This window comes from Pseudomonas sp. P1_F7, from assembly GCF_056405655.1.
This window is the reverse complement of record NZ_JBFUBR010000025.1, coordinates 1-25,006: the sequence shown is the minus strand read 5'-3', so window position 1 is coordinate 25,006 and position 25,006 is coordinate 1. Positions and strand designations below refer to the sequence as shown.

Annotated in this window: 21 protein-coding genes; 14 read left to right on the top strand and 7 right to left on the bottom strand. The window is 59.2% G+C overall.

Annotated elements, in window-relative coordinates; genetic code table 11:
• From AC1D1M_RS28420 to AC1D1M_RS28385, 8 genes are all read left to right on the top strand, one after another.
• Positions 1-1,845, top strand: a complete 1,845-nt coding sequence (locus AC1D1M_RS28420; RefSeq protein WP_477778259.1) for an ABC transporter ATP-binding protein — start codon at positions 1-3, stop codon at positions 1,843-1,845.
• Positions 1,842-2,150 carry a (2Fe-2S)-binding protein gene (locus AC1D1M_RS28415; protein WP_477778258.1) on the top strand — a complete coding sequence of 103 codons (309 nt, stop codon included), beginning with the start codon at positions 1,842-1,844 and terminating at the stop codon, positions 2,148-2,150. Before AC1D1M_RS28420 ends, AC1D1M_RS28415 begins: the two co-directional genes overlap by 4 nt.
• A complete protein-coding gene (locus AC1D1M_RS28410; protein WP_477778257.1) occupies positions 2,132-3,523 on the top strand; it encodes an FAD/NAD(P)-dependent oxidoreductase in 1,392 nt (463 codons plus the stop codon). The genes AC1D1M_RS28415 and AC1D1M_RS28410 overlap by 19 nt, the downstream gene beginning before the upstream one ends.
• Positions 3,520-4,674 carry an NAD(P)/FAD-dependent oxidoreductase gene (locus tag AC1D1M_RS28405; protein WP_477778256.1) on the top strand — a complete coding sequence of 385 codons (1,155 nt, stop codon included), beginning with the start codon at positions 3,520-3,522 and terminating at the stop codon, positions 4,672-4,674. Before AC1D1M_RS28410 ends, AC1D1M_RS28405 begins: the two co-directional genes overlap by 4 nt.
• The gene (argE, locus tag AC1D1M_RS28400) at positions 4,671-5,828 is read left to right on the top strand and encodes an acetylornithine deacetylase (RefSeq protein ID WP_477778255.1); all 1,158 of its coding nucleotides are present in this window, start codon (positions 4,671-4,673) and stop codon (positions 5,826-5,828) included. Before AC1D1M_RS28405 ends, argE begins: the two co-directional genes overlap by 4 nt.
• 137 nt (positions 5,829-5,965) lie before the next feature.
• The gene (locus tag AC1D1M_RS28395; RefSeq protein ID WP_477778254.1) at positions 5,966-8,047 is read left to right on the top strand and encodes a methyl-accepting chemotaxis protein; all 2,082 of its coding nucleotides are present in this window, start codon (positions 5,966-5,968) and stop codon (positions 8,045-8,047) included.
• Between the two features lie 204 nt (positions 8,048-8,251).
• The gene (locus AC1D1M_RS28390) at positions 8,252-9,709 is read left to right on the top strand and encodes an NAD-dependent succinate-semialdehyde dehydrogenase (RefSeq protein WP_477778253.1); all 1,458 of its coding nucleotides are present in this window, start codon (positions 8,252-8,254) and stop codon (positions 9,707-9,709) included.
• Positions 9,710-9,749: 40 nt separating this feature from the next.
• Positions 9,750-10,829, top strand: a complete 1,080-nt coding sequence (locus AC1D1M_RS28385; protein WP_477756522.1) for a tartrate dehydrogenase — start codon at positions 9,750-9,752, stop codon at positions 10,827-10,829.
• 218 nt (positions 10,830-11,047) lie between these two features.
• On the opposite strand, the gene AC1D1M_RS28380 is transcribed toward AC1D1M_RS28385, so the two are convergent.
• Positions 11,048-11,923: a LysR family transcriptional regulator gene (locus tag AC1D1M_RS28380; protein WP_477778252.1), complete on the bottom strand. Its 876-nt coding sequence runs from the start codon at positions 11,921-11,923 to the stop codon at positions 11,048-11,050.
• A 102-nt stretch (positions 11,924-12,025) separates the two neighbouring features.
• On the opposite strand from AC1D1M_RS28380, the gene AC1D1M_RS28375 reads away from it, so the two are divergent.
• Complete coding sequence (locus tag AC1D1M_RS28375; RefSeq protein WP_477778251.1) at positions 12,026-12,961, top strand: NADP-dependent oxidoreductase; 936 nt, start codon at positions 12,026-12,028, stop codon at positions 12,959-12,961.
• Positions 12,962-12,995: 34 nt separating this feature from the next.
• The gene (locus AC1D1M_RS28370) at positions 12,996-13,865 is read left to right on the top strand and encodes an NmrA/HSCARG family protein (protein WP_477778250.1); all 870 of its coding nucleotides are present in this window, start codon (positions 12,996-12,998) and stop codon (positions 13,863-13,865) included.
• 22 nt (positions 13,866-13,887) lie between these two features.
• On the opposite strand, the gene AC1D1M_RS28365 is transcribed toward AC1D1M_RS28370, so the two are convergent.
• The 6 genes from AC1D1M_RS28365 to AC1D1M_RS28340 all read right to left on the bottom strand — a co-directional run bounded on the left by AC1D1M_RS28365 (position 13,888) and on the right by AC1D1M_RS28340 (position 20,194).
• Positions 13,888-15,096 carry an aminotransferase class V-fold PLP-dependent enzyme gene (locus AC1D1M_RS28365; RefSeq protein WP_477778249.1) on the bottom strand — a complete coding sequence of 403 codons (1,209 nt, stop codon included), beginning with the start codon at positions 15,094-15,096 and terminating at the stop codon, positions 13,888-13,890.
• A gap of 134 nt (positions 15,097-15,230) precedes the next feature.
• Positions 15,231-15,461, bottom strand: a complete 231-nt coding sequence (gene tatA, locus AC1D1M_RS28360; protein ID WP_477778248.1) for a twin-arginine translocase TatA/TatE family subunit — start codon at positions 15,459-15,461, stop codon at positions 15,231-15,233.
• Positions 15,462-15,545: 84 nt separating this feature from the next.
• Entirely contained in the window at positions 15,546-16,253 is a 708-nt protein-coding gene (locus AC1D1M_RS28355; RefSeq protein ID WP_477778247.1) for a cupin domain-containing protein, read from the bottom strand.
• 57 nt (positions 16,254-16,310) lie between these two features.
• Positions 16,311-17,168: a GNAT family N-acetyltransferase gene (locus tag AC1D1M_RS28350; RefSeq protein WP_477778246.1), complete on the bottom strand. Its 858-nt coding sequence runs from the start codon at positions 17,166-17,168 to the stop codon at positions 16,311-16,313.
• Positions 17,169-17,504: 336 nt separating this feature from the next.
• A complete protein-coding gene (locus AC1D1M_RS28345) occupies positions 17,505-18,845 on the bottom strand; it encodes an OprD family porin (RefSeq protein ID WP_477778245.1) in 1,341 nt (446 codons plus the stop codon).
• 422 nt (positions 18,846-19,267) lie between these two features.
• A complete protein-coding gene (locus AC1D1M_RS28340) occupies positions 19,268-20,194 on the bottom strand; it encodes a 2-hydroxyacid dehydrogenase (RefSeq protein ID WP_477778244.1) in 927 nt (308 codons plus the stop codon).
• Positions 20,195-20,481: 287 nt separating this feature from the next.
• On the opposite strand from AC1D1M_RS28340, the gene gabT reads away from it, so the two are divergent.
• From gabT to acs, 4 genes are all read left to right on the top strand, one after another.
• On the top strand, positions 20,482-21,774 hold the full coding sequence (gabT, locus tag AC1D1M_RS28335; protein ID WP_477778243.1) for a 4-aminobutyrate--2-oxoglutarate transaminase: 1,293 nt from the start codon (positions 20,482-20,484) through the stop codon (positions 21,772-21,774).
• Between the two features lie 93 nt (positions 21,775-21,867).
• Positions 21,868-22,524 carry an HAD family hydrolase gene (locus AC1D1M_RS28330; protein WP_477778242.1) on the top strand — a complete coding sequence of 219 codons (657 nt, stop codon included), beginning with the start codon at positions 21,868-21,870 and terminating at the stop codon, positions 22,522-22,524.
• A gap of 47 nt (positions 22,525-22,571) precedes the next feature.
• Positions 22,572-23,060: an Lrp/AsnC family transcriptional regulator gene (locus AC1D1M_RS28325; protein ID WP_008017091.1), complete on the top strand. Its 489-nt coding sequence runs from the start codon at positions 22,572-22,574 to the stop codon at positions 23,058-23,060.
• Positions 23,061-23,203: 143 nt separating this feature from the next.
• Positions 23,204-25,006, top strand: a 1,803-nt coding sequence (acs, locus tag AC1D1M_RS28320) for an acetate--CoA ligase (protein WP_477778241.1), incomplete at its 3' end; no start/stop codon positions are given.

Below are 25,006 nucleotides of genomic sequence, written 5' to 3'. Positions count from 1 at the left end.
ATGAGTGAATTAATCAGGGTTCAGGACCTGCGAGTGGTCGCCTGTGGCGAGCTTGGTGAGGTGGAAATCGTCAAGGGCGTAAGCTTCTCCCTGCAGAAAGGCGAAGTGCTGGCGTTGATCGGTGAGTCTGGTTCCGGCAAGACCACTATCGCCCTGGCGTTACTCGGTTATGCCCGACGCGGTTGTCGGTTGGCGGGCGGGGTGGTACAGATCGGCGAACACGACATGCTGGCGTTGAGCGAAGGCGAGCTGCAAGGCTTGCGCGGCAACCGTGTGTCGTACATCGCCCAGAGCGCCGCCGCGGCGTTCAATCCGGCGAAAAGACTCATCGACCAAGTGGTGGAGGGCGCGTTGATTCATGGACTGGGCAGCAGGACTGTGCTTGAGGCCAAGGCCATCGAGTTGTTCCGCGACCTGGCCCTGCCAGACCCCGATCACATTGGCCAGCGTTACCCTCATCAGGTTTCCGGCGGGCAACTGCAACGGGTGATGGCGGCCATGGCGCTGATCAGCGATCCATTGCTGGTGGTGCTCGACGAACCGACGACGGCACTTGATGTGACGACCCAGATCGATGTACTGCGGGCGTTCAAGCGGGTGGTCCGTGAACGTGGCGCAACGGCGGTCTACGTGTCCCACGACTTGGCGGTAGTGGCGCAGATGGCCGATCAAATCGTGGTGCTTAATGGCGGTGAAATCTTCGAGCAGAGCGCCACGGCACCCTTGCTTAAAGGCCCGGCCCACGAATACACCCGCAGCTTGCTGGCGGCAGCACGGCCGGACACCACTATCCGTCCACCCTGCGGTGTCGCTGAAGACACGCCTTTGCTGACCATCCAGGGTCTGACCGCCGGTTACGGCAACAAAACCGCGCATGGCATGCCATCGATCCTCGTATTGGAGGACATTGATCTGACGGTTCGCAGAGGCCAGGCGATTGGCGTCATCGGTGAGTCAGGTTCTGGCAAGTCGACTTTGGCGCGGGTGGTGGCCGGGTTGTTGGCGCCGGCTCTCGGTGGGCTGACCTTCGATGGCCAGCCACTGGGAGGCAGCCTGTCGTCGCGCACTGATGAGCAGTTCCGACGCATTCAGATGGTCTTTCAGAATGCCGACACCGCACTCAACCCGATGCACAGCGTCAGCACGATTCTGAGTCGCCCGCTGAAGATGTATTTCGGCCTCAAGGGTGCGGCTTTGCGCGAGCGTATCGGTGAGTTGCTGGATCTCGTTCGTTTGCCGCGCACGCTGGCTGAACGTCGTCCGAACGAACTGTCCGGCGGGCAGAAACAACGGGTCAATCTGGCCCGGGCCCTGGCGGCCAAGCCGGATCTGATTCTCTGCGACGAGGTGACCTCGGCACTGGATACCGTGGTCGGTGCAGCGATTCTCGAACTGCTGCGCGACCTGCGACAGGAACTGGGGGTGTCCTATCTGTTCATCAGCCATGACATCTCCACCGTGCGAGCCCTGTGCGACGACATTGTGGTGATGTACAGCGGCCACAAGATTCAGGCCGGTACTCGACAATCGTACGCTGAAGCACCATTCCATCCCTATACCGATCTGTTGATCCATTCAGTGCCGGAGTTGCGCCAGGGCTGGCTGGAAAGCTGCGGTACAACCACCTGTGGCACGCTGCCGCCCATAGGTGCAAAGGCCAATGTGCCAGGGTTGTGCACCTTCCTCAATCGCTGCCCTGTGCGGGTTGACGGTCTGTGTAATTGCGTCCCGCCGGACCGCCGGATGATTGTTGGCGGCAGTGAAATCCTTTGCCATCACGACAGTGCCGAGTTGATGAAAACTCAGCAGCATTCAAACAACATGATCGTGGGAGCCTATGCATGAACGGGCGTTTCGTCAGGCTGGCCGAACAGGGCCGGCCCACTGTCAAACTGAAGGTAGACGGCATGCCCGTCGAGGCGCTGCAGGGCGATACGCTGATGGTCGCGTTGCTGACTCATTGCTCGGCGTTGCGCCAATCGGAGTTCGATCCGGGTCGACGTGCCGGTTTCTGCCTGATGGGAGCCTGCCAGGACTGTTGGGTCTGGACCCGCAGCGGCGAGCGTCTACGCGCCTGTTCCAATGAGGTCCGTGAAGGCCTGGATATTGTCACCACACAACCGGAGGCGATATGGCCACTGCGCGGCTGAGCACTCATCGAGTCGTTATCGTCGGTGCCGGGCCGGCCGGTACACGTTGTGCCGAAACCCTGGTCGCCGCTGGATTCAAGCCCATCCTGATCGATGAAAATCGTCGGGATGGCGGGCAGATCTACCGTCGCCAGCCCGAAGGTTTTACCCGGGATTACGCCACGCTGTATGGCACCGAAGCCGCCAAGGCCAACGATCTGCACCAGAGCTTCGATCGCTTGCGCGGGCAAATCGACTATCGCCCGGACACGCTGGTGTGGAACCTGACACCGGGGCAACTGTGCTGTGTCAGCCAGGGCAAGCACTCGACAGTGGATTACGACGCGCTGATCCTCTGCACCGGTGCCACCGACCGCTTGATGCCGATCGAAGGCTGGCAGTTGGCGGGCACGTATAGTCTCGGCGGTGCGCAGATCGCCCTGAAATCTCAGGCTGTGTCCATCGGCCACCGCGTGGTGTTCATGGGCAGCGGGCCGTTGCTGTATCTGGTTGCCAGTCAGTATGTGAAGGCGGGAGCCAAGGTCGCGGCAGTGCTCGACACTTCGCCTCTGAGCAAACGCATCCTTGCCATGCCGAAACTGCTGGCACGCCCGGGGTTGCTGTTCACCGGGATGAAATTGTTGGCGCAGCTGTATCGCGCGAAGATCCCGGTGCATCTGGGTATTTCGCCGCTTCAAGTGCAGGGTGATGCGGCCAGCGGTGTCAGTGGCGTACGCGTGCGTACGGCACGTGGTGAGACCTTGACGGTGGATTGCGATGCCGTCGCACTGGGTTATCACCTGCGCCCGGAAACTCAATTGGCCGACCTGGCCGGTTGTCGTATGCGCTTCGATGAAGCGTCGAGCCAATGGTGGCTGGCTACGGATGAAGACGGCCGGACCTCGGTCAGCGGCGTGTATGCCGCCGGTGACGGTTCGAAGATTCGCGGCGCCGATGCCGCCGAGCACGCCGGGCGCCTGGTGGCCATGGCGCTGCTGGAGGATCAGCAGCAACCGATGAACGTCGGGTTGCGCGACGAACAACGCCAAGCCCTGGCGGTGATGGATGAATTTCGCCTCGGTCTGGCACAGGCGTTTCCCTGGCCTTCCGCCCAGGCCAAAGCGCTACCGGATGAGGCGATCGTCTGCCGCTGCGAAATGATCACGGCCGGTGAGCTGCGTCGGACCGTCAGTGAGAAGGGGGCCTGTGAAGTCAACCGGGCCAAGGCATTCAGCCGGGTCGGCATGGGCCGCTGCCAGGGGCGTTACTGCTCGCAGGCCGGGGCAGAGGTGATTGCCGCTGCCGCGGGCGTCAGCGTGCAACAGGTCGGCCGACAACGGGGTCAGGCGCCGGTTAAACCCCTTTCGATACTCACCGAGGAGGTGTCGCCATGACGGTACAGAAAGCCGATGTTGTGATTGTTGGCGGCGGTCTGATGGGCTCAGCGGCGGCGTTTTTCCTGCGCCTGCGCGGGCAGTCGGTGATCTTGCTGGAGCGCGACCAGATCGGTCAGTACGCCAGCGGCGTGAATTTCGGCAACGTGCGACGTCAAGGGCGTTATCTCGGGCAGCTGGAACTGGCCAATCGTTCCTGGGCGTTATGGAAGCGTTTGCCGGAGCTGATCGACGATGACCTGGAATTCATCGCCAGTGGGCATATGCGGGTGTGTTACCGCGAAGACGAGATCGCCGAGCTGCAAGCCTACGCAGATGCTCCCGAGGCAGAGCAACTGGACTTGAAGATCTTTCGTGGCGACGAGTTGCACAAGCGCTTTCCATTTCTCGGCCCGGATGTGAAGGGCGGCTCTTATGCCCCCCACGATGGGCATGCCAACCCGCGTCTGGCGGCCCCGGCATTTGCCCGCGCGGCACGACGTCTCGGTGCGCAGATCGAAGAGCGCACTGAAGTGGCCGAAGTGCAAAAGGTCGGTGGCGAGTTCAGCATCAGCACCACCGACGGTCGTCAGTTCAGCGCCGCTCAGCTGTTGATCACCGCTGGCGCCTGGGGCCAAAAACTCTCGGCGCAGTTCGGCGAACCGGTGCCGCTGGAAACCCATGGTCCGCAAATGGCCGTGACCGAGCCGGTGCCTTACGCCTTGCCGACGGTGCTCGGTGTCTATACCAAGATTCCCGAGGAAGTGATTTATTTCCGCCAAATACCCCGTGGAAACATCATCATCGGTGGCGGCTATCGCAGCGAACCGGACATGCTCAACCGCCGGGCCTATGTCGAGCCGCGCAGCATTCTCAATCAGTTCGATCAGATGCGTCGCCTGCTGCCGGGTGTCGGCAACCTGAACATCATTCGGGTCTGGAGTGGTATCGAAGGTTACCTGCCTGATTCCCTGCCCGTGATGGGGCCAAGCGGCACTGTTGATGGTTTGTTCTATGCGTTCGGCTTCTGCGGTCATGGCTTCCAGCTCGGCCCGGGCGTCGGCGACGTGATGGCCGAGCTGATCAGCACCGGCAGCACCAGTACTTCGATTTTGCCGTTCTCCATCAACCGGTTCGCCTCCTCAGTCGAGCAACGGAGCAAGGCCTCATGAAGCCCCGTGTACTGGACATTCTTAAACGCCTGATGGCCTTTGAAACCGTTTCTTCGGAATCGAACATGGCCTTGATTGAGTACGTACGCGATCTGCTGCTGACCAAGGGCGTCGAGTCATTGATCGTCAAAGACTCCACTGGCAAAAAAGCCAACCTGTTCGCCAGTGCCGGGCCGCGGGAGGTGCCGGGGATTCTGCTGTCCGGTCATACCGACGTGGTGCCGGCAGCGGGGCAGGCCTGGACCTTTCCGGCGTTTCAGGCGACCGTGCAGGACGGTCGGATCTATGGCCGTGGCAGTTGCGATATGAAGGGCTTTGTCGCGCTGGCTATCGACGCCATGCTCGATGCCGCCGATCATCCGTTGAGTCGGCCGTTGCAACTGGCACTGTCCCATGACGAAGAAATCGGCTGCGTGGGTGTTCGACGCTTACTGGATGTATTGCATCTGGCGCCGGTGCGGCCGTTTCTGTGCGTGATCGGTGAGCCGACCAACATGCAGTTTGTGCTTGGGCACAAGGGCAAGGGTTCTTACCGTTCTTACTGTCGCGGCCTGGAAGCCCATTCCTCCCTGGCACCGCGCTCGGTCAATGCGATTCACGTGGCTTGCGACTTCATCGCCGCGCTGCGTCAGGGCCAGCAGCAATTGCAAGAGCAGGGCGCTGAGGATGCCGAATACGACGTGCCCTACAGCACCGTGCATGTCGGGCAGATTGTCGGCGGCAAGGCGCTGAACATCGTGCCGAACTTGTGCACCCTGGATTTCGAAGTGCGTAACTTGCCGGCGGACGACCTGGATCAGTTCCTGGAACAGATGCGCGAGCGTGCCGAAGTGATCGTGCGCGAAGCCAAAAAGCTGTCCAGCGTGGCGGATATCGAGATCGAAACCCTGAACGTCTATCCGGGCCTCGATACCCACCCGAGCGTCGAAGCGGTGCGCTTCCTGAAAAACTTCGCCGCCCCGGACGCCGGCACTGCCAAAGTCTCATTCGGCACCGAGGGCGGGTTGTTCAAACAACGCCTGGATGTGCCGGTGGTGGTCTGTGGCCCGGGCTCGATAGAACAGGCGCATAAGCCTGACGAGTTCATCGAGATCAGCCAAGTGGAAGCCGGCGAGCACTTTCTGCAAGGGTTATTGGGCTCGATGCGGCTCTAGTGTTCCGCTTGCCTACTCCGAACACTCGCTCACCGTACTGACAGAGTGGGAAGTGCTGAGAAAGGCTTCCCAGGCTTGCTTGACTGTGCCTGTTCAGAAAAACCGCCAGCCACTCGCAACCCTTCCGGAGTCCCCCCATGAAAGTGCTTGAGCGCCTGACATTTGCTGGCAAGTTCGTCTTGCTCGGCTTGCTAGCCGTGACCCTGATTGCCATTCCTGCCAGCCTCTACGTACTGGGTGCGTACCAAAATAGCCACCAGACAAATCTGGAGCTGCGGGGCATACGACCAGTGCAGGCGTTGCTCCAGCTAATCCACTTGACGCAGCAGCATCGCGATTTGGCGTCCGTCGTGCTTACCGGCAATCGGGACTTGCACAAAGCCCGTCTGGACAAGCAGGCCGAAGTGGATCGTGCCGTCGAGGCAACCGAGCAGATTTTACAGGAGGCCCAAGTCGCCCCCACCATTCTGGCTGCCTGGCGACAGGCGCAGCAACAATGGCAAGAACTGGCCGGCCAGGTTGGCCAGGCCACAGTCAAGGGCCCGCAGAGTCTGGCCCGGCATAGCCAGTTGATCGCAGCCTACCTGCTGATCGAGGATGCAATGCTCGATCACTTCAAATTGTCCCTGGACCCGGTTTTAGAGACTTACTCGCTGATGGCGGGTGCCCTGATCGAGTTGCCGCAAGCCAGCGAGTTGTTGGGTCAGTTGCGGGGTGCCGGTAGCCTGTATCTGGCGCAGGGCCGGATCCTGCCTGAGCAACAAGGTGCACTGCGTGGCCTGGCCACCCAGGCGCTGAGCAGCGTTGACAAGACGACACGTGCCTTGACCAAGGCGAGTGCCGCCAAGCCCGAACTCAAGACTCTGCTGGAAGCGCCGCTAATGGCGCTAGGTCCGCAAATCCAGCAGGCGCTTGAACTCAGCAATGCGCGATTGGTATCGGCCGTCGAAATGGACCTGGATTTCGCGCCCAGCGTAAACCCCGCAGGGAATAACGAGCCTACCGATGCCCTGTACGCGCTTAAGCTGAATTACCCGGTCGGCGACTATCTGACTGCTTACAACAAACCTGTTGACGCTTTGTACGCCCTTGGCCGTTCAGCGCTGACGGCACTCGATGAGGCGCTGGAGAAACGCCGCGACAGTGACCGGCACCGCCTCGTCCTGATGTCCACAGGTCTGTTGGCACTGTTGTTAGCCGGCGGTACCTTGGCGACATTGATCGTACTGCGTCTGCTTAAACAGTTGGCGATTGCCATGGCGGCCGCCGAGCGTATCGCCAAGGGTGACCTGACCCAACCATTGGTTATCGTTGGCATGGATGAAGCGGCGCGCCTGCTGCAGGCGCTTGAGCGCATGCAAATGAACCTGCGCAGTACGGTCAGGCAGGTTTTGAGTTCTTCCGAGCGAGTGGCCACGACTTCCGCTCAGTTAAGTTCAGTGACCGATAACGCTACCCGTGGTGTGCAACGCCAAAGCGCTGAACTCGACCAGGCGGCCACTGCGGTCACAGAGATGACGGGGGCGATCGAAGACGTGGCGCGAAATGCCGCTTGGGCCTCGGAGGTTTCTCAAGCAGCAGACCAGCGTTCGCGTCAGGGGCAAGAGAGCGTCAGCCGTACAGTCGGTGCGATCGAATCGTTGACCGAGGATATCGAGGATACCGCAAGCGCCCTGCAAACCCTGGCAGGCCAGATAGGTGACATTGGCTCGGTGTTGGATGTGATTCGCGGCATAGCCGAGCAAACGAATCTGCTCGCCTTGAATGCAGCGATCGAGGCGGCTCGTGCGGGCGAAAGCGGACGGGGTTTCGCCGTGGTGGCCGACGAGGTTCGGGCTTTGGCGCAACGAACCCAGGAGTCGACCAAACAGATTGAGACCATCATCGGCTCGGTGCAAAAAAGCAGTCACGGCACCCTGCGAGCGATGCAAAACAGTAATGGTAAAACCCGGGAGACCCTGGAGGTCGCCCGCGCGGCGGGCGCGGTGCTGAATGCCATCGTAGACGACATCGCCCAGATCAACGAACGCAATCTGTGTATTGCAAGTGCCACCGAAGAGCAATCCCAGGTTGCCCGTGAGGTGGATCGCAACCTGCTCAATATTCGTGATGTTTCCCAGCAGGCCACGGTCGGGGCCAATCAGAGCCAGGCCTCTAGCCGGGAACTCGCGGGCCTGGCCAGCGAGCTGAATAGCATGGTCAAGCATTTTATCGTCTAACCGAGACTCGTTGCGCCCCATTCATGCCCGATAACCGGCTGCATCTCGGCACCAGGGAACGTGACAATAACCATCACAAACCAACAGTAGAGCCTGCTGTCGAATGCTGATTTTCAGCATTCAAGGCTGCCGGGGCGGCGCTTTCAGCATCCTCGTCTGTGGCGACACAATAGACTGAAGGCTGTCTCGGAACAGGACTCGACCATGCTCAAGAATCGCCTGAAAGACCCCAGCCTGCTGGTAGAACTCGCTTACATCGACGGTCAGTGGATCAGCGCCGACAACGCCGCGACCCTTGACGTTATCGACCCGGCCAGCGGCCAGTTGCTCGCCCGCGTACCGGCGATGCAAGGCAGCGAAACCCGACGCGCCATCGAAGCTGCCGAACGCGCCTGGCCGGCCTGGCGCGCACGCCCGGCGGCAGAACGGGCGGCGCTGCTGGAGCGCTGGTATCAGGCGATGATCGACAACCTGGACGATCTCGCGTTGATCATGACCTGCGAGCAAGGCAAGCCGCTCAACGAAGCCAAGGGCGAGATCCGCTATGGCGCCAGTTTCGTCAAATGGTTCGCCGAAGAAGCCCGCCGGGTTTACGGCGAGACCATACCTGCACCCAGCGGCGACCGCCGCTTGCTGACCCTCAAGCAACCCGTGGGCGTCTGCGCCGCTATCACCCCATGGAACTTCCCCAACGCGATGATCACCCGCAAGTGCGCGCCGGCCCTGGCCGCCGGGTGCCCGGTCATCGTCAAACCCTCGGATCTGACTCCGCTGTCCGCCTTGGCTCTGGCGGTGCTCGCCGAGCGCGTCGGCATTCCGGCCGGGGTGTTCAACGTAGTGACCGGTATGCCCGTCGGCATCGGCGAAGAACTGACCGGCAACCCGACGGTGCGCAAGATCTCCTTCACCGGTTCCACCGCTGTCGGTCGACTGCTGATGCGTCAGAGCGCCGAACACATCAAGCGCTTGAGCCTGGAACTGGGCGGTAACGCGCCATTCATTGTGTTCGACGACGCTGATCTGGAACAGGCAGTGGCCGGTATCATGCTCAGCAAGTTTCGCAACGCCGGACAAACATGCGTCTGCGCCAACCGGATTCTGGTGCAGGACGGGATCTATGAGCGCTTCGCCCAGCGCCTGGTGGAGGAGGTGGGCAAGCTCAAGGTCGGCAATGGCCTGGACTTTGAGGTGACCATTGGCCCGCTGATCAATGCGGCAGCGGTGAGCAAGGTCGCTCGACATATCGACGATGCTTTGAGTCAGGGAGCCCGTCTGCTCTGTGGCGGCGCCCCCGAGGGCGACAGTCAGTTCGTCCAGCCAACGGTGCTCGGTGAGGCCCATGCCGGGATGTTGCTGGCCAACGAAGAAACCTTCGGCCCAGTTGCACCGCTGATGCGCTTTACCAGTGAAGAAGAAGCGCTGACCTTGGCCAATGCCACGCCTTATGGCTTGGGCGCCTATTTCTTCACCCAGGACTTGCGCCGTTCATGGCGGTTCGGCGAAGCGCTGGAGTTTGGCATGATCGGTCTCAACACCGGGCTCATTTCCATGGAAGTCGCCCCATTCGGCGGTATCAAACAATCGGGTCTGGGCCGTGAAGGCAGCAAGTACGGCCTGGATGAATACCTTGAAGTCAAAGCCTTCCACATCGGTGGGCTGTGATCCGGTCACCGTTTGAACAGACATTGAGGAGCCACGATTGATGAGCAAACCATTCAGAATCGCCGCGATTGCCGGCGATGGTATCGGCAAGGAAGTCTTGCCTGAAGGGCTGCGGGTACTGGAGCAGGCCGCGAAGAAATGGCAGCTGGACTTGAGCATTGAAGTGCTCGACTGGGCGCACTGTGATTACTACCTGGAACACGGGCAGATGATGCCCGCCGACTGGTTTGAACAACTCAAGGGCTTCGACGCGATTTACTTTGGCGCCGTGGGCTGGCCGGATAAAGTGCCGGATCACATTTCCCTGTGGGGTTCGCTGCTGAAGTTCCGCCGTGACTTTGACCAATACGTGAATATCCGTCCGGTGCGGCTGTTTCCCGGTGTACCGTGTCCGCTGGCCGGACGCGAAGCCGGGGACATCGACTTCGTGGTGATCCGCGAAAACACCGAGGGCGAGTATTCGTCGGTCGGCGGCAAGATGTTCGAAGGCACCGAGCATGAGTTCGTGCTGCAGGAGTCGGTGTTCACCCGGCGCGGCGTAGACCGGATTCTCAAGTTCGCCTTCGATCTGGCCCAGACCCGGCCGCGCAAGCGCCTGACCGCGGCGACCAAGTCCAACGGCATTTCCATCAGCATGCCGTACTGGGATGAACGCACGGCGTTAATGGCGCAGCAGTACCCGGACGTCACTTGGGACAAGCAACACATCGACATTCTCTGTGCGCGCTTCGTGCTGCAACCAGATCGTTTCGATGTGGTGGTGGCGTCGAATTTGTTCGGCGACATTCTGTCCGACCTGGGACCTGCCTGTGCCGGTACCATCGGCATCGCTCCTTCGGCCAACCTCGATCCGGAGCGGCGCTTCCCCTCGCTTTTCGAACCGGTCCATGGCTCGGCGCCGGATATCTATGGGCAGAACATTGCCAATCCGATTGCGATGATCTGGTCCGGTGCCTTGATGCTGGACTTCCTGGGCAATGGCGATGAGCGCTACCGGGCGGCCCATGACGGTATTCTGAAGGCCATCGAGCAGGTCATCTCCGAGGGACCGATCACCCCTGATCTGGGTGGACAGGGCTCGACCCAGGATGTCGGAATGGCAATCGCCGCGGCGCTTTGAACTGAGGTAACAACAGGTCGGTCAGAAAGCTCTGTTCATACTTGTGCATCACCCTTTTAGCCCGTTCACACTGCGGGCTTTTTTTTGGCAAATAGCGATGTGCACTGGGTAGAGTTTCTTGAACATCAGGGGAAAGTCCATCCGACCGGATGGCGACTCAAGCCAGAAATGTAGCTACTCGCCTGGCGCAACTGTACCCGAGATCTATGAATGGTCTTCTACCCTTTGAGTACCAGAGACATGTCCGGGTATTTAGCGCACATGAAATCGACAAATGCGCGAACCTTCGGAGCAGCAAGACGCCTGGACGTGTGCAAGACCCAGAGTTCAGCTTCTACACCCGATACCGTGCCCCATTGAACCAACTCGCCACTGGCAAGCTGGTTCCATGCGATGGACTGTGGAATGAGGGCTGCACCACCACCTGCGACAGCAGCATCGCGGATCATCATGAAGGAAGAGAACCGCAGCTTGGGGATGGGCTCCAGGACCAAGTGTCCTCCATCGAGTTTCCAGTGGGTGGGCTGGAAACTCGAAACCACGATGCTGGGAACCGGTCTGGTCGCGCCGGGCATTGGCTTAGGTACTTCAGGCGCAGCCACTACAACCAGCCGGTCCTTGGCGAAGCAGCGGCCGACCAGACTGCTGTCTGGGCTCGGATTGATCCGGATGGCGACGTCAAATTGTTCCTCTACAAGGTCGACCAGGCGATCCTCCGCCACGACTTCGATTACGACCTCTGGGTAGGCCGCACAGAATTCAGCGCCAATGCGGCCCATCGCAAGCTGCGAGAACAGGACCGGGGAAGCAACACGCAAGCGTCCGCGAGGCGTCGATACGCCTTCACGGGCCGCCGTCATGGCTTCGGCCACCTCGCCCAAAGGACCTTCTGTTCGAGCCATCAGCATTTCGCCAGCTTCGGTGAGCTTCAGGCCGCGAGCGCTGCGCTCGATCAGCCTCACGCCCAGTTGTTCCTCAAGGTCGGAGATTCGGCGCGATAAGGTGGCTTTGGAGATACCGCTCGCACGGCTTGCCTTTCCCAGCCCCTCATTCGTTGCGACGAGTATGAAATCGATCAGAGCGTTCAGGTTCATGGTGTTCCACTTTTGAAACGAAGTGTCTGCATTTTGGTGTCTCTGCTTTGTCTGTGCAACAGCATATCTTCTCGTCATCGGAACTCGATACGAGGAACTGCAATGAGCACCATGCAACGCGCTGTACTGATCCGGGCATACGGTGGCGCTGACGCCGCGGAAGTGGCCGAGATCGAAAAGCCAGAACCAGGGCAAGGCCAGGTTCTGGTTCGAGTTCGAGCCGCCGGAGTGAACGGCATCGATTGGAAGGTCCGTGAAGGCTATGTGCGAAATGCTTTCCCGCTTCCACTGCCAATAGTACTCGGCGCCGAACTGGCGGGGGTTGTCGAGGCTGTCGGCCCCGGAGCCTCTCGCTTTCGTGTTGGCGAGCGCGTCATGGGTGCGGTGGGAGGACTGGGCGCGTACGCCGAATTCGTGACTGTCAGTGAAGCGAGCCTCTCCCTTACGCCTGAAAATCTTGAAGACGTCCATGCTGCCGCCATACCCGTAGCAGCCGTGGCGGCCTGGAAGAGTCTTCATCACGCAGGACCGATCCATCCAGGCCAGCGAATCCTTATCCATGGCGCGGCAGGGGCGCTGGGCGGATATGCAGTGCAGTACGCCAAGCGGGCAGCCGCCGAGGTCTTCGCAACTGCGGCCACGGCTGACCTGGATTATGTGCGCAGCCTCGGCGCCGATCATGTCATCGACTATCAATCTCAACGTTTCGAGGACGTAGTCCGGGACATTGACCTGGTACTCGACTACGTCGGGGGTGAGGTACTGGATCGCTCGTGGCAGGTGCTGGCGGAAAACGGCGTCATTGTCGGCACGTCATCACCCGAGATCTTGGCGCGCACACCTGCGAATCGCCGAGGCCTTTGGTTCATGAACAAACCCGACCCCGAACTTCTGGGGTCGCTGGTTCAGGAAATCGCCAGTGGCACGCTGCACTACAGGATCGGCAAGGTCGTTGGCTTCGCCGACATCCCTGAGGCCATCGAACGCAATCGCAGCGTTTCACGGACTGGCAAGGTCGTTGCGGACTTCACTCGCTGACCCACCCTATATATCCACTGCAGGAGATTCAAAAATGAGCATTCTTGTCATCGGTGCCACGGGCACCATTGGTTCACTCATCACTCAGGGCCTTGCCGACGCGGGCGCCGAGGTCAAAGCCCTTGTGCGCCAATCGGGTAAGCGCGACTTCCCGGCCAGCGTCACTGAAGTTGTCGCAGACCTCACCGATGTACCGTCGATGCGCGTCGCGCTGTCGTCGGTGCGGACGCTGTTCCTGCTCAACGCCGTTACGCCGGATGAGGTGACGCAAGCCCTCATCACGCTGAACCTCGCTCGCGAGGCTGGCATCGAGCGCATCGTCTACCTGTCGGTGATTCATGCCGACAAGTTCACCAATGTTCCGCACTTCACCGGCAAGCATACGGTTGAACGCATGATCGAAAGCCTCGACATCCCCGCAACCATTCTGCGTCCGGCTTACTTCATGCAAAACGAACTCATGGTCCAGCAGACGATTCAGAACTACTCGGTATACCCGATGCCGATCGGCTCGGCGGGCGTTTCGATGATAGATGCGCGTGACATCGCCGATGTTGCCGTTGCAGAGTTGCTGCGACGCGACAAAGCATCTTCTGCCCTGGATCGTGTAACGCTGGAGTTAGTCGGGCCGCAGGCACTTACCGGTGCCTGCGTGGCGAAGATCTGGAGTTCCGCCCTGGGTCGCGACATTGCCTACGGCGGTGACGATGTAGCGGCCTTCGAAGGACAGCTGGCTTCGTACGGTCCCACCTGGTTGGCTTATGACATGCGCCTGATGATGGCGGGTATCCAGAAGTTCGGCATGCAAGCGGCTGACGGAACAGTGGACCGGCTAGAGGCCATCATTGGGCACCCGCTGCGCACCTATGAAGACTTCGTTCGCGAAGCCATTGCCGGGGTTTAAACAGTCAGGGCAAGCCGGGCTCCTACAGGTCCGATTTACCCTTGACTGACCTGCTTGCAACCACCTGCTTTAACGCCTCGACAAAGCGGCACAGATCGCTCTTTTGCGTGTAGATGCCCGGCGATACCCGAAGTCCGCTTATGTGCCTGATCTCGCGGAACTTGACATGCACCCCGTGGGTTTTTCGAAGCTCCTGCTCAACCCATCGAGCATCGCATTGATCGATAGAGAACAGGGTTACTGCGCCCAGCTCGACGGTATCAAGTGGCGTGTGGAGCCTGAAACCGGGAATGTCGCTGGCGAGGTCAACCCAGTAGCGGGTCAGCTCCTGTAGGCGCGCGTGAATGACTCGTGTGCCGATTTGCGCATGGAAATGGATAGCCGGGGCAATGCCGGCCTGTATCGCCGAGTTATAGGTGCCGAGATTCCAGTGGTCGAACTTGTCGATCTGTAGCGGCGGAGTATCGAAAGGCCCCAGCAACGGCCAGGTGCTGTCGATTCGGTCGCGCCTGACAATTAGCATGCCATTGCCGACCGGCGCCCCCAGCCATTTGTGGAGGCTGGTGACGAAGTAGTCGCAATCCAGTTCGCGGAAGCTGAGCGGCATCTGTGCAAACGTCTGGGCACCGTCCACCACCGTGACAATCGCCCGCGCCCGGGCTAGCGCACAGATGCGCTTGACCGGTAGGACCCGCCCGGTCCAATGCAGCATGTGGGTCAGCTGGATCACCCGTGTACGCGGGGTAATTGCCTGCGCATAAGCTTGCACGATGACATTCTCATCGTCCATCAGGTCGAAGTCGACGGTCACCACTTCGATGCCTTCGCGCTGCTGACGCTGCAACCATCCGGCTATTACGCTCGGATAGTCCCACAGTGAGACCAGCACTTGGTCGCCGGCCTTCAATGGAATGCCGAAGATGGCTGTCGACAAGCCTTCGGATGAGTTGCGGTTCAAGGCGATCTCGTCGGGACCGCAATCGGCCATGTCAGCCAGCTGTTGCTTGATCGTAGGGAGCTCGGCGTCGAGCTTGCTCCACATATTGACGTCCGGGTTTTGACTGATCAGCCGATAGGCATCGATCATAGCTTGCTCTACCACCATCGGCGGCGGACTCACGGCCGCGTTGTTCAGGTTCAATAGGGGGCGCTGCTCAGGATAGGCTGCGCACACGCGCTCCCAGAATGCTTCCCCAGCGACAGACTTGTCTGACATCAGCTGCACTTCCATTCCCGCTTCTCACCTCTGTTTGAATTGTGACTGGGGCTTGGGTGCTCGCCACGCCCACGATCTTCACGCCACGATTAGTGATCTCTTTAGAGCTGCCTGAACCATCAATAGCAGTTCGTTAAAGCCGATATAAATTAGGGGTTAGTATTTTTTACCGAGTCTTCGAGCGTGCGCGCCTGAGCGTCAATGGGCGGGTCCCTGGGCTCCTCGGTGACTGGCGTATCGTCGCCCATGGATTTGCGGAACCCCCTGATCGTGTCACCGAGATCCGACCCCAAGCCTTTCAGGCGCCTGGTTCCGAACAGCATGACCACGATCAACAGGATGATCAGGAGTTTTCCGGTACTGAAGCCACCCAATCCCATTGTCTGTACTCCACAAGTGATTGATCGGTTTTGTGGTGGGGCCGGCGGAGGACAACTCATCTGCCGGCGCTAACGCGGTTCGAGTTATTTGACGACGTAGAACTTGCGTACATAGGCGCTGCTCTTCCAGGCGCATGGGGCGCCTCGGGGCACGAACACCGTATCGCCACTGTTGACCGTCAGATGAGTCCCGTCCGCCACCTGGAGGGTGACGCTGCCTTCGAGCAAGTGCATCAGTTCATGCAGCATGTGCGGCCTCGCCTTGCGGGTATAGGGTGTCGAGTCCCAGACGCCGATGCGCAGGTTGGTCGGTTCTTCGACAAATAAATTGTGCGAGCGACATTGCGGTGCCGGACTTAGCAGAATTTCTGCATCCGGTGCTGCCGAGGGAGAGAGCAGGGTTAGCTGGGGGAGAGGCGTTAACCCGGGATTGCATGCCTCAACGAGCTGGGTATCGGCGCAGAATGCCCAGAGAGAGTCGGGTTGTGCCTCGACCTGAATCGCTGTCCCCCGGGCAATCACGGCGCTGTCACCGGGATTGAGTTGGAGCGTGCCATCCTGGCTCTGCAGGATGACTTGTCCCGCGTGTACCACGATCATTTCGCTGTAGGGATATTCATTGACGCTGAATTGTCCGCTCGCCTGGACCACTCCGGCAGCAATGTCATCCGTCCCGACATATGCAATGTGCCTGTCGAAAGGATCGTTGGCCCCTAGCGAACCGGGGGTAAATTTTGTTGAAGCGGGACTGCCGTCGGCGTGTGCCAGCAGCACTGCAGTGGGCTCTTGCATGAAGGAGTTTCTCCAGAAATATGCGTCGTGTGGCGTTGGATGGATCTGTGGGGTTTGTCAGCCGATGGCCTGAGTCACCAGCGCAAACTGGCGTACTCCGCCGATTGCCTGCGGTGGGGTACCACGAGCCATTTGCGCAACGGTGTCGACCTGCTTCAGCCCGGCCTCTTCCAGCCAAGGGGCCAGTCCGCTGTCGGACGGTATGTCCATGCGCACGAAAGCGTCCGGCACTTGGGCCAACAACACCGCGATCAAGTGCTTGGCCTGCTCTGGACTTTCCGCGATGACCGGGCCGATGCAGCGACCACGGCCGAATGGGCGCAGCATCGCGATGGCGCGTAGCTGACCCTCGCGCTCGATACCGACCGAGTGTTCGACACTATCGAACAGATCATTGAGCACGGCCTGTCTGTTCAGGCCGCTGCCGGCGTTGGCCAGTTCGATTTGATCGCTTCGATCAGCTTTGGTCAGCGGGCGGCAGCGCTCACCGGCTGGCAGATCATTGGGTACTGGGGACAGCGCATGACCCTGATGTTGTTGAATATGTCCAAAGTCAATGAATCCCTGGCTGGCATAAAGTGGGGCACCGGCTAGCGTCGCATTGAGCATGGCGGTACGTGATCCGCAAGCCTCAAGTGCCAGTTCCATCAGCTTGCGACCTATACCCTGGCCCTGGTACTCATCACTGACGATCACCAGGCCGATAGTGGCGTAATCTCCCTGTGCACAGGTGAACGCGCTACCGATCAGGCGACCTCCATCTTCTACGACAAAACCCTGCGCGATGCGCTGCAACATGGCCCATTCCTCCAGGCGGTGGGGCCATTTCAACTGTACAGACAAGGCGTGGGCCAACGGCACATCGGCCGGTGTCATGGGGCGATAGCTATACGCAGGGCGTTGCGAGTTGGACATGAAAGATCTCCGTAGACAGGGAGCGTGACCGGTCGGATTTCTCCGCTGAAAGTATTGGTATCTCACCTGCTGGAAGGCCTGACAAGAGGCGGCCATTGATTCGGCAGATTCTGTAAGCGACAGCGCGGCAGGCCACAGTTACTGCTCAAATGAGACGCGGGATCGGCAGCAAATACTGGGTCGGTTTTCAGGATGCTGGCCAAAGCAAAAGGCACTTCTGATGAAGGGATTGCTTAAAAAAAAGGCGCCCGGATGGGCGCCTCAAGGCTAAGGGAGCGGGAGCAGACCTCCAAGAAAGTCGGCCGGACCACGAGCAAAACCGGCCAGGATCAACCGTTACAGAATGCTCAGCGGGTACTCGATGATCAGGCGGACTTCGTCGATATCGCTCTCGAACGAGGTCGCGCGGTGCGTAGCCTGGCGCAGGCGGAAGGACAGGTCCTTGGCGGCCCCTCCCTGGACCACGTATTTGGCTTCCAGGTCACGTTCCCATTCCTTCTGGTCGTCACCCACCTTGTTGGCATAGGCGCCCTTCGGATCGGCCTTGGTGCCATCGATTTGATCACCTTTGACATAGCGGGCCATGAAGCTCAGCCCCGGTATGCCGAATGGAGCCATGTTCAGGTCATAACGAGCCTGGATGGAGCGCTCGTTGGGGGCGTTGAAGTCGGAGTACTGAATCGAGTTGGCCAGCCAGATCGAGTCCACGCCGATGTAATCGAAATACTCGTCGCCATCGATCTTCTGATAAGCCAGGGTGAGCTTGTGGGCACCGAAGGAATAGGCTGCCTTCGCCGACCAACTCGTGGTGTCCAGTTTGCCGGCACGCGCTTCGCCTTGGTCCTGGGTCTTATAGGCTATCAAGCCAAAATTCAGCGACTGCTGGTCAGCCAGAGGAATCGTATAGGAGGCACTGCCGAAGTGCTGACGCCAGACATTCTCGGCCTCACTGGTGTACGCCTTCAGGCTAAGGTTTTCGTTGATTTTATAGGTGCCGCCGATGAAGTCGACGCTGTCGGCTTCGGTCCCCCCGTATGTAGTGAGCAGCTTGTCATTGGAGTTGGTTGAATTGCGATTGTTGAATGCGGTGAAGTGGCCACCCTCGAAGGATAAGGCATCGAATTCGTTGCTCGACAGTTGGAAGCCGGTAGCGGTTTCCGGCAGCAAGCGGTTGTCGCCGGTGGCGAATACCGGAGCGGTGGGGCGTTGTTCGCCGTACTTCAGTACAGTGGAGGAAATGCGCATCTTCACTGCGCCGCCGATCTCGCCATAGCTATCTGGCACGTCGGCTTCGGCGGTGCGATTGTTGCTGATGGGCAGCAGGCCGTTGCCGACCCGGCCACGGCCAGTGTCCAGCTTTACTCCACCATAGGCGAAGGCATCGGTGCCGAAGCCGATGGTTCCCTGAGTGAAACCAGAGGCGAAGTTGAGCATGGCCCCTTGTGCCCACTCCTCGCGATAGCCATTGCGCTCGCTGGCCGGCTTGGAGCCGTTGGTACCTTGGCTATTGCTGCCGCCATTACGGAAGTCGCGATTCATGTAGAAATTACGGTTGAGCAACCCGAGGCTGCTGTCTTCAATGAAGCCATTGGCTTGCTGTTGCTGACCCGCTATTGCCAGTTGCGTGGTGGCGGCAATGACAGCCAAGGAGAGAGAGCTTAGTTTTGCGATGTTCATCGCTTACCCCATTTGATCTTATTAGTGTTGGTAATCTGCGCGGCAGGCGATGCCCTTGCGGCAGCTCAGGTAAACCACTGCGAAGTAAGCCCGGGAGAGTCCTGTCGATCAGCGCCTTGCGGTGGACTTGACCAGCAGCCGGGCGCCGCAGCGGTGGCTGTATCGCAGTTACGGCGAGACCTGACAATGGGGTGCAGTCAATTCGGTAGATTGCATAAGTTGCGGCTTCACGAGCCGCAATTAGTGCTCAATCGGGGGGTGAGATCGGCAGCAAATGTCGGCTGATTCTTGGGGGTAGGTGTGCGCAGAAACAGCAAAATGGGATGAGCATCAGGTCTGTTTTGTATAGCGCCAGATTTGCCTCAGAGAAGTAAAAAAATCTGGCGCCGGTTGGTTGTTACTGGTGAGTTGACCGCCGGAGGTTAATAACTTCGCTTGCGGTCAACCTGGCCAAGCATTGACTCACCACGTTGATGCCGGCGGATATTCTCCAGCAACACGCTAAACGCACTTTCCGGTTGGGTCATTGCGGCGATATGCGGTGTCAGCAATATCTGCGGATGGTGCCAGAAGGGGTGGTCCGGCGCTGCCGGCTCCTGTTCCAGTACATCGAGCACCGCCGCACTGAGCTGGCCGCTGGCCAATGCCTCAAGCAGATCCTCTTCTATCAGATGCCCACCCCGGCCCATGTTGACCAACGCAGCGCCTTTGGGCAGGTGCTGGAACAACTGTCGGTTGAGAATCCCTTTAGTCTCCTCGGTCAATGGCAAGACACAAACCACGATGTCGCAACGGCCGAGGAAGGCCGGAAGTTGCTCAGCACCCGCAAAGCAGTCCACCCCGGCAATGCGATGCTCACTGCGTGCCCAGCCTGATAAGTCGAATCCAAAGGTCTGCAAGGTGGCTAGAATCTGTTGAGCCTGCGTGCCGAGCCCCATCACACCTACCCGACGTTTGGCTGCCGGTTGCAGCAGGTGAGCCTGCCAGCACCGAGCCATTTGTTGCTGGCGATAACGGAGCATATCCCGGTGCAGGCTGAGCACCGCAAAACCGGCGTACTCGCACATGCCCCGGGTGATGCTCGGGTCGAGTAAACGTACCACCGGCAGGGTCGTTGGCAGACGGTCAAGGTCAAGTTGGTCGACCCCGGCCGACAAGGCGAACAGTACCTGCAGGTTTGGCAACAATGTTTCGAGATCGTCCGGCGCCTGCCAGGCTGCCAGGTAGCGAATATCCTTCGGATCGCCGATATCCGGCCAGGCACGCCATTCGATATCCGGAGCGTGCTCAGCGAATAGGCGTTTCCATTGTTCGCCGCGCACCGGGTCAGCTTTATAGAGCAGGGCCATGGGTAACTTCTCGCTTTAGATTGGGAGTATCCAGCATGCCCGAGTGGCAGAGCAGGATATGTCGAAAGAATCTGCGTAAACGCATAACGTTGCGTTGTATGGGGTGCACGTCGGCAGATTCGATGGGAGCTGGCCACAGCTGAAGGATTCTGCTGTTTACCGGGGTGAAAACAGTCGATCCGAATTTCTCAGAGGCCAAGTTCGGCTTAGACAATTGCGTCGAAAGCTTAACCTTTGGAACACATCGCAGCCGTTTCCCGGTTGCCAGGTTCACTATGGGAGATGCCATGAACAGTAAAGTCGAAGAAACCCCGAGTTTGCTCCGTCAGCGCGATCAATTCGTGCCACGGGGTTTGGTCACGGCACACCCGCTGGTCATCGACCGGGCCCAGGGTTCTGAAGTGTGGGACGTGGACGGGACGCGCTACCTGGACTTCGTCGGCGGCATTGGCGTTTTGAACATCGGTCACAATCACCCGAAGGTGGTCGCGGCAGTGCAGACCCAATTGCAAAAGATCAGCCATGCTTGCTTCCAGGTGGTGGCCTACAAACCCTACATTGACCTGGTACAGCGCTTGTGCAAGTTGGTGGGTGGCCAAGAAGCCTACAAGGCGGCGCTGTTTACTTCCGGTGCAGAGGCGGTAGAGAACGCGGTGAAGATCGCCCGCGCACATACCAATCGTTCAGCCGTTATCTCCTTTCGTGGCGGTTTCCATGGGCGTACTTTACTGGGTACGACGCTGACTGGCATGAGCCAACCCTACAAGCAAAACTTCGGGCCCTTCGCTCCAGAAGTCTTCCATACCCCATACCCTAACGCCTATCGCGGTTTCAGCAGCGAGATGGCTTTGCAAGCTCTTAACGAATTGCTGGCGACCCAAGTCGCTCCGGATCGAGTAGCTGCGATCATCATTGAGCCGGTGCAGGGCGACGGAGGCTTCCTTTGCGCGCCGCCGGAATTTCTCCAGGCACTGCGGGCTCTGACCGAACAACATGGCATCGTGCTCATTCTCGATGAAATTCAGACCGGTTTCGGCCGTACCGGCAAATGGTTCGGTTTTCAGCACGCCGGGATTCAGCCGGATCTGGTCACCGTCGCGAAGAGTCTCGCAGGTGGTTTGCCAATATCGGGCGTGGTAGGTCGTGCGCACATCATGGACGCGCCATTACCCGGGGGGCTCGGCGGTACCTACGGCGGTAACGCCCTGGCTTGTGCGGCCGCGTTGGCGGTGATCGAAACTTACGAACAGGATCAGTTGCTCGAGCGTGGTGAGGTATTGGGTGAGCGGCTGCGTCAGGGCTTGCTGCGCTTGCAGGCGCGTCACCCTCGTATCGGTGACGTGCGCGGCACTGGCTTCATGCTGGCAATCGAATTGATCAAAGACGATGAGGCCCGCAGCCCCGATGCAGAACTCACCCAACAACTTATCGATCACGCCAGGATTGGCGGGCTGTTGGTGATCAAATGCGGGGTGTACCGAAATGTGCTGCGCTTCCTTGCTCCTCTGGTAACCGAAGAAAATCAGATCGACGAAGCGCTGACAATTCTTGAAGCGGCATTATTGCGAGTGTTGGATTAATCTCAGGTCTCGGTTGGCGCAATGTAGCAATGCGCCGACCGAGGGCATTTAGCGCACATGGATTGATGAATGCATCATGGGAGGCTACACACCATGTACCTGACTGATTATCGTGCACTGCTGATCGATTGCGACGAAGTCCTGGTCGATCGGGATTCCGGTATCTGGACGGCCCTGCAACCTTTGCTCGAAAACCATCCGGGCATGCCAGGCAGGGAAGCGGTATTGGCTGAGTTTGACGAGGCGGTGCACACGCTCTACCCACGTTTTTCCGAGCTGGGCTTCAGTGGCTTATTGTGCTTTGCCCATCGTCAGCTGGCAGAGCGTTTTGGGCTCAAGGCCAGTTGGGAAGAGGGCATGAGTTTCGCCCGTTCGGCATGCAACTGGTCGCTGTTCGAGGACGCGCCTGGTGCGATGTTGTATCTGCGCAAATTCTATCGGTTGCTGGTGTACTGCGATCGTGATGCTGAAGATCGGGAGCAGCTCTGTGAGCGTTTGGGAATTTTACCCGAAGACCTGCATTCCCGAGCCAGTAATCCATTGGAGGACGGTGCATGGTTGCTGGCCAACAATCTGGAGCCTGAAAATATTCTGCAGGTTTCCAGGCCTCCTGCGCAGCCGTCAAAATCGGCTGGTTTGTGCCTGATCCGCCGTAGCCATGAGAATTATACTCAGGAATATTCCGCTGATTTTCACATCACTAGCATGGCTGACCTGGTCGCTCAGCATCAGCTATCTTTGCGACGTTGAGTTTGCTAAAACCACTGTCTATCTGAACGGCAATCAAGAGGTACCCGATGGAAGGTTTAATTAAACTAGACCGAATTGATATCAGTATCCTGGTTGAACTTCAAAAAGACGGTCGAATGACCAACGTCAGTCTGGCCGATGCGGTGGGCCTGTCATCCAGTCCATGCTTGCAGCGGGTCAAACGGCTTGAGTCGGCCGGCTATATTTCCGGGTATAGAGCTCATCTAAACCTTGCCAAGATCACCGACTCGGTCACGGTATTTACTGAGATCACGCTCAGCGACCATAAACGAGAGGACTTCGCTAAGTTCGAATCCAATATTCGTTTGGTCGATGAGGTACTTGAGTGCCATTTAGTCAGCGGCGGTTACGATTACCTGGTGCGCTTCATGACCTGCAGTATTCAGCATTATCAGGAAGTGATCGAAGGGCTGCTGGACAAAAATATCGGTATCTCCAAATATTTCAGTTATATCGTAATTAAATCCCCAGTACTCAAAGATGGGGTCCCGTTACGTAGGTTATTGCGTCACTGATGCCACCCAGGTCAATTGGATCAGACGAAGTAAGAAACAGTACGAAGTCCAAATCCATATTGCTCAACCGCTTCCGAATATGACTTGTCGTCAAAAGAGCACAACACCATCACGGGCGGGCTTGAGACACCGAGGTAAGAAAGATGAGTGCGGCTTCCCTGTATCCCGTTCGTCCCGAGGTTCTGGCTAACACGCTGACCGACGAGGCGACCTACAAGGCCATGTACCAGCAGTCGGTCGTCAACCCGGACGGCTTCTGGCGCGAGCAAGCCAAGCGCCTCGACTGGATCAAGCCTTTCACCACGGTGAAGCAGACTTCCTTCGACGATCACCATGTCGACATCAAATGGTTCGCCGACGGCACCCTGAACGTTTCCTACAACTGCCTCGACCGCCATCTGGCCGAGCGCGGTGATCAGGTTGCGATCATCTGGGAGGGCGATGACCCTGCCGAAAGCCGCAACATCACYTACCGCGARYTGCACGAGCAAGTSTGCAAGTTCGCCAACGCCCTGCGTGGYCAGGACGTGCACCGCGGCGACGTGGTGACTATCTATATGCCGATGATCCCYGAAGCCGTGGTCGCCATGCTGGCCTGTACCCGGATCGGCGCGATTCACTCGGTGGTGTTCGGCGGTTTCTCTCCGGAAGCCCTGGCCGGTCGCATCATCGACTGCAAATCCAAAGTGGTGATCACCGCTGACGAAGGCATCCGTGCCGGCAAGAAGATCCCGCTCAAGGCCAACGTCGATGACGCGCTGACCAACCCGGAAACCAGCAGCATCCAGAAAGTCATCGTGTGCAAGCGCACCGGTGGCGACATCAAGTGGAACCAGCATCGCGACATCTGGTTCGAGGACCTGATGAAAGTGGCGGGCACCGTGTGCGCGCCGAAAGAAATGGGCGCCGAAGAAGCGCTGTTCATCCTTTACACCTCCGGCTCCACCGGCAAGCCGAAGGGTGTGCAGCACACCACCGGCGGCTACTTGCTGTACGCAGCCATGACCCACGAGCGCGTGTTCGACTACCGCCCGGGTGAAATCTACTGGTGCACCGCCGATGTCGGCTGGGTCACCGGCCACAGCTATATCGTCTACGGTCCGCTGGCTAACGGCGCGACCACGCTGCTGTTCGAAGGCGTGCCGAACTACCCGGACATCACCCGGGTGGCGAAGATCGTCGACAAGCACAAGGTCAACATCCTCTACACCGCACCGACCGCGATCCGCGCCATGATGGCCTCGGGCACCGCTGCCGTTGAAGGTGCTGATGGCAGCAGCCTGCGCCTGTTGGGTTCGGTGGGCGAGCCGATCAACCCGGAAGCTTGGGACTGGTACTACAAGAATGTCGGCAAGTCCCGTTGCCCGATCGTCGATACCTGGTGGCAGACCGAAACCGGCGGCAACATGATGAGCCCGCTACCGGGTGCTCACGCGCTCAAGCCAGGCTCTGCGGCGCGTCCGTTCTTCGGCGTGGTGCCGGCRCTGGTGGAYAACCTGGGCAACATCATCGAAGGCGAGGCCGARGGYAACCTGGTGATYCTCGATTCGTGGCCAGGYCAGGCGCGTACGCTGTTTGGCGACCATGACCGCTTCGTCGACACTTACTTCAAGACCTTCCGYGGCATGTACTTCACCGGTGACGGCGCCCGTCGCGATGCCGATGGTTACTACTGGATCACCGGTCGCGTGGACGACGTGCTCAACGTGTCCGGCCACCGYATGGGCACCGCCGAGATCGAAAGCGCGATGGTCGCTCACCCGAAAGTCGCCGAAGCCGCKGTGGTCGGCGTGCCGCACGACATCAAGGGGCAGGGCATCTATGTGTATGTCACCCTTAAAAACGGTGAAGAGCCGAACGAGCAGCTGCGCCTGGAACTGAAAAACTGGGTGCGCAAGGAGATCGGCCCGATTGCTTCGCCGGATGTGATCCAGTGGGCGCCCGCC